At 69.6% G+C, this 12186-nt stretch carries 11 protein-coding genes; 6 read left to right on the top strand and 5 right to left on the bottom strand.

The genetic code is table 11. The annotated features are described in order from the left end of the window. The first annotated feature begins 18 nt into the window (after positions 1–18). From AC1Q6E_RS22410 to AC1Q6E_RS22435, 6 genes are all read left to right on the top strand, one after another. Positions 19–849 (top strand): HpcH/HpaI aldolase family protein, encoded by an 831-nt coding sequence (locus AC1Q6E_RS22410; RefSeq protein WP_152794163.1) that lies wholly within the window; start codon positions 19–21, stop codon positions 847–849. Beyond that, positions 833–1810: a tripartite tricarboxylate transporter substrate binding protein gene (locus tag AC1Q6E_RS22415; RefSeq protein ID WP_152794165.1), complete on the top strand. Its 978-nt coding sequence runs from the start codon at positions 833–835 to the stop codon at positions 1808–1810. Before AC1Q6E_RS22410 ends, AC1Q6E_RS22415 begins: the two co-directional genes overlap by 17 nt. A 29-nt stretch (positions 1811–1839) precedes the next feature. Further along, the gene (locus AC1Q6E_RS22420) at positions 1840–2724 is read left to right on the top strand and encodes an amidohydrolase family protein (protein ID WP_492573543.1); all 885 of its coding nucleotides are present in this window, start codon (positions 1840–1842) and stop codon (positions 2722–2724) included. Further along, positions 2721–3833, top strand: a complete 1113-nt coding sequence (locus AC1Q6E_RS22425; protein WP_492573544.1) for a hypothetical protein — start codon at positions 2721–2723, stop codon at positions 3831–3833. Before AC1Q6E_RS22420 ends, AC1Q6E_RS22425 begins: the two co-directional genes overlap by 4 nt. Next, positions 3830–5014, top strand: coding sequence for a DUF5624 domain-containing protein (locus tag AC1Q6E_RS22430; RefSeq protein ID WP_492573545.1), 1185 nt, complete (start codon positions 3830–3832; stop codon positions 5012–5014). The genes AC1Q6E_RS22425 and AC1Q6E_RS22430 overlap by 4 nt, the downstream gene beginning before the upstream one ends. A gap of 65 nt (positions 5015–5079) precedes the next feature. After that, positions 5080–6042, top strand: coding sequence for a Bug family tripartite tricarboxylate transporter substrate binding protein (locus AC1Q6E_RS22435; RefSeq protein ID WP_492573546.1), 963 nt, complete (start codon positions 5080–5082; stop codon positions 6040–6042). A gap of 25 nt (positions 6043–6067) precedes the next feature. On the opposite strand, the gene AC1Q6E_RS22440 is transcribed toward AC1Q6E_RS22435, so the two are convergent. From AC1Q6E_RS22440 to AC1Q6E_RS22460, 5 genes are all read right to left on the bottom strand, one after another. Further along, a complete protein-coding gene (locus AC1Q6E_RS22440; protein WP_492573547.1) occupies positions 6068–6499 on the bottom strand; it encodes an acyl-CoA thioesterase in 432 nt (143 codons plus the stop codon). A 54-nt stretch (positions 6500–6553) separates the two neighbouring features. Next, entirely contained in the window at positions 6554–8071 is a 1518-nt protein-coding gene (locus AC1Q6E_RS22445; protein WP_492573548.1) for an indolepyruvate oxidoreductase subunit beta family protein, read from the bottom strand. Then, a complete protein-coding gene (locus AC1Q6E_RS22450; RefSeq protein ID WP_296559133.1) occupies positions 8061–10247 on the bottom strand; it encodes a thiamine pyrophosphate-dependent enzyme in 2187 nt (728 codons plus the stop codon). Before AC1Q6E_RS22450 ends, AC1Q6E_RS22445 begins: the two co-directional genes overlap by 11 nt. 101 nt (positions 10248–10348) lie before the next feature. After that, positions 10349–11659: a TRAP transporter large permease gene (locus AC1Q6E_RS22455; protein WP_152794182.1), complete on the bottom strand. Its 1311-nt coding sequence runs from the start codon at positions 11657–11659 to the stop codon at positions 10349–10351. Positions 11660–11668: 9 nt separating this feature from the next. After that, complete coding sequence (locus AC1Q6E_RS22460; RefSeq protein WP_152794184.1) at positions 11669–12184, bottom strand: TRAP transporter small permease; 516 nt, start codon at positions 12182–12184, stop codon at positions 11669–11671. Positions 12185–12186 lie beyond the last annotated feature (2 nt).

Genomic DNA, 12186 nt, shown 5'->3' on the forward strand with positions numbered 1-12186 from the left:
AGGAGGCGAGAGCAAAAAATGGATCAACGAGACAACTCCCCGGCAGGCGCCGTCCACCCCGTCATCGACAGGTTGGCGCGCCGGCTGCCGGTGGCCGCGCTGGGTTTGCGGTGCGCGCGCACGCCCGATGTCGTGCGGTGGGCCCGGGCCACGGGGCACCATGCCGTCTGGGTGGACCTGGAGCATAGCGCCATGCCCGTGGACGTCGCGGGGGCGCTTTGCGGAACCGCCGCGGACCTGGGGTTGACGGCGCTGGTCCGGGTGCCCGAGCGCGAGTACGGCGTCGTGGGGCGGCTGCTGGACGCGGGAGCCTCGGGCATCATTTTTCCCCGGGTGGAGACGGCCGGGCAGGCGGCGGACCTGGTGGCCGCCTGCCGTTTCCCGCCCCTGGGGCACCGGTCGGCCATCGCGACGCTGCCCTGCGTGGGATACCGCCGGGTGCCGGCGGCGGAGCTCTATGCCACCGCCAACCGTGCCACCCTCGTCAAGGTGCTGCTGGAAAGCCCGCTCGGCATCGAGAATGCCGAGGCCATCGCGAGCGTGCCCGGCGTGGACCTGCTGGCGATCGGCACCAACGATCTGTGCGCGGAGCTGGGCGTGCCTGGGGAGGCCACGCATCCCCTCGTGCGCGAGGCGCACGAAGCGGCGTTGCGCGCATGCCTGAGGGCGGGCAAGCCGCTGGCCATAGGCGGCGTCGCCGATGTCCGCTATGTGGCGGATTTGATCGCGCGCGGCGCCGCGCCGTTCATGATGACCGGCATAGACAGCGATCTGCTGGCCGCGGCGATGCGGGAGCGCGTCGACCTGGCCCTTGCTTCCCTGGAGACTGGCGATGCGGCCCGGGCGTAGAGGGTGCGGGGCACTGGCCCTGGCACTCGCATTGATGGCGGGGGGCCTGCCGGTCCATGCCCAGCGCGCGGTCACCATCGTGGTGCCGACGCCGCCCGGCGGGCCGATAGACCGCGTGGCAAGGGTGGTCGCCCAATATCTGCAACCCCGGCTCGACGCGCCGGTGGTGGTCGAGAACCGCCAGGGCGCGGCGGGCAAGATCGGCGCCCAGGCGGCGCTGCGCGCGCCCCGGGATGGCCAGACGCTGCTGGCGGTTTCGCCGTCCATCCTGACCGTGAACCCGGTGGTGGACCGCGCCGTGGGCTACGACCCGCTGAAGGATTTCACGCCCCTGGCCATCGTGGCGGCGAACTCGGGGGTGCTGGCCGTTCGCGCGGGCCTGCCGGTGGCGGATCTCGCGGGGCTGGTCGATTTTGCGAAGGCCCATCCCGACGGGCTGACCTACGCTTCCTTCGGCGTGGGCACCAGCCTGCACCTGCAGAGCGAGGAACTGTTGCAGACGCTGGGGATCACGGCGCGGCACGTGCCCTACAAGGGCGAGGCGCAGGCCATGAACGCGCTCGTGGCCGGTGAAGTCGACATGATGGTCTATGTCACCGCACCCATCGTGCCCTACGTCCAAAGCGGCAGGGTTCGCGCCCTGGCGGCGACGGGCGCGCGGCGATGGGAGTTGCTGCCCGGCGTGCCGACCTACGCCGAATCGGGTCTGCCCGCGCTGCGCGGCTACACCTATCGCTCATGGGTGGGGCTGGCCATGCCGGCGGGCGCGCCCGCGGCCCAGCAGGACGCGGTCGGGCGCGCGCTGCGCGACGCGATGGCCGAGCCGGGGCTGCGTCTGGCCCTGGAAGGCCAGGGCTTCGAACCCCAGGCCTACGACCCCGCGGCGATGCGCGAGGCGATTTCCTCCGAACTCGACCGCAACCGGCGCGTCGCCGCGAGCGGGCGCGTTCATCTCGATTGATCCACCACGGTTCCGCCATGACAGATTCCATGCTTGTCTCCACGCCCATGCGCGCGTCTTCCACGTTGGAGCGTCCCCGTTTCGACGTGCCGGCGGGCGCCTGCGATGCCCACGTGCACGTATTCGGGCCGGCCGACCGCTATCCGCGCGTTCCGCATCCTCATTACACGCTGCCAGACGGCGCGCGATCGAAGCTGGAAGAAGCGCTGGAGGCGCTGGGCGTGGAACGCTACGTGATCGTGCAGCCCAGCTACTACGGCACCGACAACCGCTGCATGCTGGATGCGCTGGAGCGCCGCGGCGACCGCGCGCGCGGCGTGGCCATGATCGACGACGACATCGAGGACGAAGCGCTGGCGCGCATGCACGAGCGAGGCGTGCGCGCGCTCAGGCTGGACCTCTTCCTGCGCGCCCGGTTGCCGGGCAGGGAACTGCGGGCGTATATCGAGCGCAGCGTGCGCCGCGCCTCGCGCCTCGGCTGGCACGTGCAGTTCTATACCCCGGGATCGGTGGTGCGCGACCTGATTCCGTTCCTGCCGTCGATCGACGCCGACTTCGTCATCGACCACATGGGATACATGCTCGAGGCCGATGGCCTGACCCGCGAGGATTTCGACCGCCTGCTGCGGGCGGCGCACGAGGGGCGCGGCTGGTTCAAGCTGTCCGGTCCCTATCGCCTGGCCAAGGACCGCAACTACGCCAGACTGCGCCCGCTGGCCCGGGCCATCGTCGAGACCCTGCCCGACCGCGTGATCTGGGGCAGCGATTGGCCGCACATTCCCGACGGCGACCTCGATACGGGGAGTCTGCTGAACCTGCTGGCGGACTGGGTCCCAGAGCCGGAGGGGCTGCGGCGCATCCTCGTCGACAATCCCGCCAGGCTGTTCGGCTTTCCCGCGGCGAGACGGCCATGATCGGATTGCGCTGCATCCAGGAGCTGGATACGTCGGGGGCGCGGGCCGCGGCCACGTTCGAGCACGAGGGGGCGCGCTACCTGGCCGTGCCGCAATTGGCGCGCGACGTCGAAGGCAGGCCCGCCGACATGACGGCGGGGGACAGCGATACGCAGGTGCTGGTCTACCGCTGGGAGGGGGGCCGCTTCGTGCCGCACGCGACCCTGGACGCTCCGGGGGGCGAGGACGCGGAGTTCTTCCGCATCGGCGAGCGCGCCTTCCTGGCCGTGGCCTGCCTCCGGTCCGGCTCCGGCCCCTACGACATGCGGCCGGGGTCGATCATCTTCGAAGTGGAAGGCGGGCGTTTCCTGCCTTTCCAGCGGGTGCCGAGCTTCGCGGCCAAGCAATGGAAGCACGTAGGGATCGGCGCGCGGCATTTCCTGGCGCTGGCCCAGTGCGTGGCCGGGCCGGGCGAGACGCCGGCCCCGGAGGACATGTCGACCCTGTACGAATGGAACGGCCGGGACTTCTCCGTCTTCCAGCGCATCGATTCCGCCTGGGGCTACAACTGGGCCGGCATCGAAGTCGACGGCCACCAGCTGCTGGCCTACGCCGACCATGTCCGGCCGTCGCGGCTGCTGCGTTGGAACGGCACATCGTTCGAGCACTTCCAGGACCTGGACGGCAACAGCGGGCGTGCCTTCTGTCATTTCGTGACGGGCGGGCGGCATTGGCTGGCCTTCTGCAATCTGCTCGGCGACACGCTGTTGTACCGGTGGACGGACAACCGGTTCGTGCCCCATCAGGTGGTGTCCGGTCCAGGCGGCCGGGAGTTCGCGTGGCTGGACGACATCCAGGCGCTGGTGGTGGTGAATTTCCTGCGCGGCACCCGCGAGGCTCCCGTCACGGACCTGGCGTCCGTCATCTACCGGTTCGCCGATGACAGGCTGGTTCCCGCCGTATCGTTCGCCACCCGTGGCGGTACCGACGCGGCGTACTTCCACCGCGACGGCAAACGCTATCTCGTGGTGGCGAACAGCCTGTCGCCGGACGTGCGCTTTCGCACGCCGACCCGGATCTACGAGATCGACCCGGCCGCGCCGGGCGGCGATGAAAAGGAAAAGACATGAATCCGTCGTACCAGAATCCCGACTTCCTGCGCCTGTATGAAACCTACACGGCCGCGGCCGACAGCCTGGGCGCGAAGCTGGCCGCGATGACGGGCGCGGCCATGGCGGGCGATCCGCTGATCGTCGCCACCAGTACCGACATCGTGCTGTATCCGGGCGCCGGGCGGGCGCCGGAAGTCCAGGGCTATCGTCTGTTCAACCGGGGGTTCAAGGAACTGGCGGCGGTTTCGCACCTCGGGCCGGCGGTGGCGTCGCTGCTGAAGATGCGGGAACTGGATCCCGATGGCCAGGCGTGGCAGGGCGAGGCGCGGCGCATGATGGCGGCCACGCGGGCGGTCCGGGCCGCCAACTCGGCGGCGCTGTGGCGCGACGAGATCGCGGTGGCGGCGTATCGCGGGCGCGAGCAGGCCATCGCCGACATGGTGGACTACGCGTGCGCCATGACGCTGCGCTACCTGGAACGGGCCTTGCGCGAACCGGCCGGCTTTACCGCGCAGGACATGCGCGAGCACTATCTCGAGGCGAAGGGCGGGGCCATAGGGGCGACCGAGCCCATGAACGCGGTCATGATCGCGACCTTCTTCCTGGTCGGCCTGGATACCGGACATCGCATCATCGGCTGGTTCGACCGGCACGCGATCGACTGGGACCGCGGCATGGCGCTGATCGTCGGCAAGCAGGGCAGGCCCACCGCCGGCGTCACCTGGACCTCCAATTCGGTGTGCGCGTCGATACGCGCGGCCTCGCGCTACCGGCTGCCGCTGGAGCGCGTGCTCATCGCGCCCCACGTGCCCAGTCCCGAGCTGCCGGCCGATCCGGCGCAAGCCGCGGCGGCGGCGCGCGCGTTCGAATCGCCGCTGCGGCAGCTGTGGTCGCGCACGCGCACGGTCAGCGACCTGGGGCCCCTGATGTACGACGGCTACCCGCGTTTCGCCCCCGCGGCGGCCGCCCATCCGCGCCTGACGCCCGGAACCACCGAAGTGGCCGAGTTGCCGGCGATCGCCGGGCCCGACGACTGGCTGGCGATGAACACGCGCCTGCGGGTCGTGCTGGAAGATCCCCGGCAATTGTTGTCGGGGTGCGTGGCCGACTACGCCGTCGACCAGTTGCAGGCCCATGGCAACGATCCGGCGCGCGTCGTCGTGCCGGGGCTGGATGGTTGCGCCTATCCCCGCGCGTAGGCGCGTTGTTGGCCGATGCCCGGCCGGAGAGCCGGGACGCCTTGAAACGACATCAGGAAACACCCATGCGTACATTCGTTCCGTTCCTGCTTGCCGCGGCCCTGCAAGCCGTCGCGACCCCCGCGCCGGCGCAGGCGCCCTGGCCCGGCCATCCGATCAAGATCATCACGCCGAGTCCGGTCGGCGTCGGGTCGGACCTGTTCGCGCGGGCCTATGCCGAGCGCCTGTCGGAAGCGCTGAATACGCCGGTCTATGTCGAGAACAAGCCCGGCGCCTTGTCGGTGACCGGGACCGATGCCGTCGCCAAGTCCCGGCCGGACGGCTATACCGTGCTGTTCTCGACCAGCAATCCGTTCGCCATCACGCCCTTCCTGTTCAGCCGGCTGCCCTACGATCCGCAGGCCGATTTCGTCGCGGTGACGCAGGCGCTGCGCGGGGGCTCGTTCATCGTCGCCAACAACGCGGTGCCGATCAAGAGCGTGCCGGACCTGGTGGCCGCGGCGCGCCGCGAGCCGGGCAGGATCTCGTACGCTTCGTACGGATCGGGCAGTACCGCCCACCTGGGGTTCGAGCTGTTGCAGGATGCGTCGGGAGCACGGCTGCTGCACGTCCCCTACAAGCGCGCGGCCTTGCCGGACGTCATGGCGGGGCACGTGATGCTGGGATTCGAGCCGCCGGTCTCGGCGCTGCCGGCCATCCGGTCGGGCAAGCTGACCGCCATCGCCTACACGGGCAACCGGCGCAGCGCGGTGCTGCCCGACGTACCGACCGTCGCGGAGTCCTATCCGGGCGTGGAGATATTCACGTCGCTTGGCTTCTGGGTGCCGGCCGGGACCCCGGCGTCCATCGTCGAACGGCTGAACCGGGAGATCCAGGCCGTCACCCATTCGGCTGGCATGCAAAGGATGATCGCCGAGGCGGGGCTGGAGCCGATGTCGACCACGCCGGCGGAGGCGGCCGCGGCCATACGCAGGGAGACCGAGGTCATGGGCCGGCTGATCAAGGCCAAGGGCATCACGGTCGACTGACGCGCGCGGCGTCCGGTCGGGCCGCTCAGGCCTGCCAGTAGCCGCCCGTCTCGATGGCGCGGCGGACGTCCTCGGGCACCTCGATGGGCCGCATCGTGTGCATGTCGACGAACACCAGGACCAGCGCGGCGCGCAGCCGGACCGGCTCGTCGTGGCCGGCGCGGCGCAATTCGATGGTGATCTTCAGCGAGGTGCGGCCCACGCCGTCGATCCGCAGCGCGCAGGCGAGGTCTTCCCCCAGCCTGCTGGGAGCAATGAAATCGACCTGCAGGTTGACGATGGGAATGGCGATGCGCCGCTCGCCGTGCAGCGTGGCGAAGCCGGTGCCCAGGCCGTGCCGGAGCCAGTGCTCCACGGCGTCGTTGAGTATTTCGACATAGCGCGGATAGAACACGATGCCGGCGGGATCGCAGTGCTTGAAGCCGATCTCGACCGGCATGACATGGATGGTTCCCATGCGGTTTCCTCGATGGATGGAAAGGGCGGGCGCGCAGATGGCCGCGGTCCTCAATTAGACCTCATGCGCGGCCGGCTCGATGTCCGCTAGCCGCCGGGCCAGCCGTTCGCCGCTATCGTCGGCCAGCGCTGCCTCGCGCAGGCCCGCCACGGTGCGCGCGGCATCGTCCCGGCCGAGCAGGGCGGGCAGCACGGCGATGATCTTCCGGTAGCTGCCCAGGCCGCGCGCGTGGGTGTCGCCGTAGCCCTTGATCAGGCGTGGGCACTCGGCGATTTCGCAGGCCAGGTCGTAGTCCACGGGCGCGAGCTGCGCGACGCGGTCCAGCCAGTCCAGCATGCCGGCGGTCTCCCTTTCCTGACGCAGCGACCGCGGCCGCAGGCGCTTGAAGGACGCGACCCCGTACAGCAGCAGGAATCCCCGCAGGCCGGAGGTGCGCACGACGCGGCCGCCACGGGTGGCGCGCGCCAGCAGCGGGCCGGCCCAGCGCGATGCCAGCAGCCATCGCCCGAGGGCGGCCGGCAGCATGTCGGCGATCTCTTCCGGACGGGGGTGGAAGAATTCGTTGATGCGGAGCGTCTGTCCGGCGCGGGCGCCGTGCTGCTGCCGGACCCGCTCGAAACGGGTGGCGCGGATCTTCAGCTCGGCGACCCGGACGGTGTCTTCGTAGGTCATCCACAGGGCGAGGTAGCGCGCCGTCTCGCGCAGCAGGCGTGCGCCGGCCCCGTCCGCGCCCCGCGCGGCGTCCAGCAGGGGCCGCAGCCGGTCCAGGTACAGGGCGGCGTAAGCCGGGTCCTGGTAGTCGGCGGCGCGGACGATGCCCGCCCGCAGGATGTCTTGCAACGGAGCGGGAAACTCGCGGCCGATGCGGGCGTCCAGCGGCGCGAGCCGGGCGTCGATGGCCGTTTCCGCCGGGGGCGGGGCGGATGGCGGCCCGGAGGCCCCGGCCTGGGCGCGAAAGCCCGCGTCGAACGCCTGGAGACTGGCGGCCACGCCTATCCCGCCGCGTTCGATGGCGGCCTCGAAGGCCTGCCGTTCCCAGGGCAGCGTTCCGGTGGCGGCCAGCGCGCCGAACAGCGTCGCGCTGATGACGCTGCCGCTGCGTTCGGCCAGGGCCGAGAAGTCGTGGCAGATGAATTCCCGGGCGGCCGAGCGCCCGGCCTCGTACAGCGAGGCATAGTCCTTGCGCCCGTCGCCCATGGCCATTTTCTCGGGCAGGGCATAAACGCGATTCGACGAGGCGATCAATACCGTCCTGTCCGGGGTCACGAGTCCCCGCTGCACCGCCCTGGCCGCCTCCATCAGTTCGGAGGCGATCACCACGTCCACGTCGCCGGGGACGGGCATCAGGCCGAGCACGGGCGTGCGCGTCCGGTCGCGGGGGCCGGGCAGGACCTCCACGTAGTAGATCGTGGCCCCGGTGCGCTGCGCGACGCCGGGGACGGAGGTGGACTGGGCATGGAAGCCCGCGTGCTCGGCGGTGGCCACGATCCAGTCGGCCAGCACGCCGCCGCCTTCCCCGCCCATGGCGAGGATGGCGATCTTGATCGGGCGCGGGGTTGCCTCAAGCGGCATGGCGATACTCCTGCTTGGCAAGGCGGCGCTGCAGGAATCCGATGATCTTGCCGGCCAGGCGCGCGCCCAGGGTTTCGAGGCGGGTGGGATTGGTCACGACGTCGGCCCGGTAGAAGGACGGACACAGCACGGCGGCGTGCGAGACCTCCCCGCACAGGCCGCAGCCCACGCAGCTGGGCAGCACGGTGGCGACCGGGTCGCGGCGCAGCGGGTCGGGGTTGTCCTTGATCGATAGCGAGGGGCAGCCGGACAGGCGTATGCACGAATGGTCGCCGGTGCAGGTGTCGTGGTCGATGCCGAACTGTTCCTTGACGACCCGCCGGCCTTCCCTGGCCATCTGGCGCTGCCGGGGCTTGATCCGCCGTTGCTTGTTGAGCATGCATTCGGACTGGGCGATCACGACCTTGGGGCCGGGTTCATCGGTCGTGAGCGCCTCGGTCAAGACCGACTGCATCTGCTGGAGGTCGTAGGTATGGGTGACGGTGCGGACCCACTCGACGCCCACGCCCCGCACCGCGGCCTCGATGCCGTGATGGGTCGAGCGGGTGGGCGTGTCGGCGGCGGACGAGAGGATGTCCTGCCCGCCGGTCGCCGCCGAGTAGCCGTTGTCGACGATGACCGTGACGTTGTCGCTGCGGTTGAAGACCGCGTTGCCGATGCCGGAGGTCAGGCCGTTGTGCCAGAAGCCGCCGTCGCCCATGATGCTGACGGTGCGCCGGTCGGTCTCGCCGGTGTTCAGGGCCGCCGCGCCGGCGGCGCCCAGCCCGTAGCCCATCGAGGTCGCGCCGATGTTGAACGGCGCGAGCGCGGCGAACTGGTGGCAGCCGATGTCGGCGCTGACATAGTGCTTGCCGATGCGCTGCTCCACCATCTTCATCGCGGTGAAGATGGGGCGTTCCGGGCAGCCGGTACAGAAGGAGGGCGGCCGCGGCAGCACCTCGTCCACCTTTTCCAAGGCGACGCCGGGCATGGACGGCACGATGGGCGGGATCCGGGGTTCCAGCATCCTGGCCACGCCTTCGGGCAGGGGCCGCCGCCCGGCCAGCTCGGGCGCGTGGCGGTCGAGGAAGCGGCGCAGTCCCTTCATCACGACCCGCGGCGTGTATTCCCCGGCGCGCGGCAGGATGTCCTTGCCGTGCAGCACGGTCGCGACGCCGGCGCGGCGCAGGATGGTGTGCAGTGCCTGCTCGATGAATTCGGGCTGGCCTTCCTCCAGCATCAGGACCGCGTCCTTGCCCTGGCAGAAGTCCAGCACCTCGTCTTCCACGACGGGATAGACGACGTTCATGACATAGATGGGGATGTCGGTGTCGCCGTAGATGTTGGCCAGCCCCATCAGCTCCAGCACCCGCATCAGGGTGTTGTACAGGCCGCCTTGGACGATGATGCCGACATGGCGGGCCTCGCCGTCGAAGCATTCGTTCAGGCCATGCTCGCGCACGAAATCCTCGGCCGCTTTCCAGCGCCGCGTGATCTTCTCGTGCTCGTGCACGAAAGTGGCGGGGGCCAGGGCCATCCGCTCCACGTCGCGCCGGGGCTGGTCGATGGCCTCCTTCAGCGAGAACGCCGGGCGCCTGTTGTCGTCGGCGGCGAAGCGGCCGTGGGCGTGGCAGGCGCGGATGCGCAGCGTCAGCATGACCGGCGTGTTGCTGGCCTCGGACAGATCGAAGCTCTGTTGCACGGCGCGCACCAGCGAAGGCAGGTTGGGCCGGGGATCCAGCAGCCACATCTGCGACTTCATCGCGAAGGCGTGGGAACGCTCCTGGATGATGCTCGATCCTTCCCCGTAGTCTTCGCCCAGGATGATGAGGGCGCCGCCGGTCACGCCGCCCGAGGCGAGATTGGACAGCGCGTCCGAGGCCACGTTGGTGCCGACGGTGGACTTGAAGGTGATGGCGCCGCGCAGCGGATAGTGGACCGAAGCCCCCAGCATGGCGGCCGCCGTCGCCTCGCTGGCGCTGCTTTCGAAATGCACGCCCAGTTCGTCCAGGACCTCGCTGGCATCGGCCAGGACGTCCATGAGATGGGAGACGGGCGAGCCCTGGTAGCCGCCGACGTACGAGACGCCGGACTGCAGCAGGGCCTTGGTCACGGCCAGGATGCCTTCGCCTTCGAATTCCTGGCCCGCGCCCAGGCGCAGTTTCGTGACTTCCTGTTTGAATGATCGCTCTGCCATAAGCGTCCTGGAAAAAAGATGAAAAGGGCCCTGGCGGCTGTCGACGGACAGCCGGCCATGGGAAAGGAAAGGTCGGAGCGCGCGGGCTGGGGCCTGCCGGTTCAGAATCTCGACGGGAGCCAGGTAGCGATCGACGGCCAGAAGAAGATCGCCACCAACAGCAGCATGGTCATGGCCACGTAGGGCGTGACCGCCTTGAAGATGTCGGTCATCCTGACCTCGGCCGGCGCCACGCCGCGCATGGTCATCAGCAGCATGCCGTGGGGAGGCAGCAAGAGGCCCAGCTGCATGCAGATCAGGTACATGATGCCGAACCAGACCGTGTCGATCCCCAACTGGTTGACGATGGGCATGAACACCGGCAGCGTGATCATCATCATGGAGATCTGTTCCACGAACAGGCCCAGGAAGATCAGCAGCGCCAGCATGCCCGCGACGATGGCGACCGGCGACAGGCCCGTGCCCGTCACCGTCTGCACCAGGCCGTTGGTGGCGCCGGAGAAGCTCAGGATCTGGGAGAAGGTGGTGGCGCCCAGGATGATGAACAGGATCATGGCCGAGATCACCAGCGTGCCCTTGAGCGCCGCGAACAACCTGCCCGGGGTCAGCGCCCGGTAGCAGGCGGTGACCAGGATGGTCGCCATCGACCCCAGGGCCGCGGATTCCGTGGGTGTGGCCCAGCCGGCGATCATCGAGCCGACGACCACGCCGAAGATCGTCGCCAGCGGCAGCACGTAGACCAGGAACGGCCGCACGCGCTCCCAGCCCCGGTGTTCGTCCAGCGCGCCGTTGGGCGCGATGGCGGGCCGCAGGCTGGCGCGGACCACGATGTAGGCGATGAACGACAGGCTCAGGATGAAGCCAGGCGTGACGCCCCCCACCAGCAGCTTGGAGATCGAGATGCCGGACAGCGAACCCAGCAGCACCGTGATGGCCGAGGGCGGGATCAGCATGTCGACCGCGCCGATGGCCATGATGGGGCCGCAGGCCATGGTCGGGTGATAGCCGCGCTGGAGCATGAGCGGCAGCATCAGGCTGCCCAGCATGGCAGTGGTCGCGATGGTGGACCCGGAAATGGCCGAGAAGATCGTGCCGGCCACGACCGCGACGACAGCCAGCCGGGCCGGCATGCGCCGGATCAGGCGTTCGATGCCGTCAATGACCTTGAGCGCGACGCCGGTGTGGAACAGGACCTCGCCCATCAGGACGAACAGCGGGATGGGCGTGAGCGAGAAGCTGGTGATGGAGGCCGAGCCGTTGCGCACCAACTGGCCCAGGCCGGGCTCGCCGCCCAGGAACAGCAGCGCGCCGGCCAGATTGATGACCAGGAAGGAGAAGGCCACGGGCAGGCCGAGGAAGAGCAGCGCGGTGGAGCCGCCGAACAGCAGCAGCGAGGCTTGTTGCCAGGTCATTGAGGTCTCCTAGCTTGCCGACACGGCATCGTGCCGTGGCCGGTGCTCGGCCCGGCGCAGCCGGTCCATGCGAAACACGAATTCGACCGACAGCAGGGAGAAGCTCAGCACCCAGGGGGCGGTCGCCCACCATTCCGGCGTCACGAGCGTCTTGGTGATCATGCCGCCGCCCAGGTAGCTTTCGTGGGTGACCAGCCAGCCGTGATAGGCCAGGGCGACGCTGCAGGCGAAGCCGAGCAGGTCGGCCGCCCATTCGCAGGCCCAGCCGGCGCGCGCCGGCAGCGCCTGCAACAGGATGTCGACCCGGATGTGCTGGCCCTGGCGCAGCAGCCAGGGCGCGGCCAGCATGGTCATGGCCGACAGCATCGTTTCCGAGATCTCGTTGCTCCAGGACAGGTCGGCCAGGCCGGTGTTGCGGGTGAACACGTCGGCGCAGATCATGACGGTCATCGCCAGCAGGATCAGGCAGGCCAGGGCGAAGCAGAGATAGAGCAGATGCCCGTATGCGCGTGAAATCGTCTGCATGG

This window comes from Pigmentiphaga sp. MLSB6-MA01 (assembly GCF_058793475.1).

What these genes read in the sequence shown, in the direction of transcription:
- AC1Q6E_RS22410 (WP_152794163.1), top strand. Translation starts at nt 19, where the DNA reads ATGGATCAACGAGACAACTCCCCGGCAGGCGCCGTCCACCCCGTCATC.
- AC1Q6E_RS22415 (WP_152794165.1), top strand. Translation starts at nt 833, where the DNA reads ATGCGGCCCGGGCGTAGAGGGTGCGGGGCACTGGCCCTGGCACTCGCA.
- AC1Q6E_RS22420 (WP_492573543.1), top strand. Translation starts at nt 1,840, where the DNA reads ATGCTTGTCTCCACGCCCATGCGCGCGTCTTCCACGTTGGAGCGTCCC.
- AC1Q6E_RS22425 (WP_492573544.1), top strand. Translation starts at nt 2,721, where the DNA reads ATGATCGGATTGCGCTGCATCCAGGAGCTGGATACGTCGGGGGCGCGG.
- AC1Q6E_RS22430 (WP_492573545.1), top strand. Translation starts at nt 3,830, where the DNA reads ATGAATCCGTCGTACCAGAATCCCGACTTCCTGCGCCTGTATGAAACC.
- AC1Q6E_RS22435 (WP_492573546.1), top strand. Translation starts at nt 5,080, where the DNA reads ATGCGTACATTCGTTCCGTTCCTGCTTGCCGCGGCCCTGCAAGCCGTC.
- AC1Q6E_RS22440 (WP_492573547.1), bottom strand. Translation starts at nt 6,499, where the DNA reads ATGGGAACCATCCATGTCATGCCGGTCGAGATCGGCTTCAAGCACTGC.
- AC1Q6E_RS22445 (WP_492573548.1), bottom strand. Translation starts at nt 8,071, where the DNA reads ATGCCGCTTGAGGCAACCCCGCGCCCGATCAAGATCGCCATCCTCGCC.
- AC1Q6E_RS22450 (WP_296559133.1), bottom strand. Translation starts at nt 10,247, where the DNA reads ATGGCAGAGCGATCATTCAAACAGGAAGTCACGAAACTGCGCCTGGGC.
- AC1Q6E_RS22455 (WP_152794182.1), bottom strand. Translation starts at nt 11,659, where the DNA reads ATGACCTGGCAACAAGCCTCGCTGCTGCTGTTCGGCGGCTCCACCGCG.
- AC1Q6E_RS22460 (WP_152794184.1), bottom strand. Translation starts at nt 12,184, where the DNA reads ATGCAGACGATTTCACGCGCATACGGGCATCTGCTCTATCTCTGCTTC.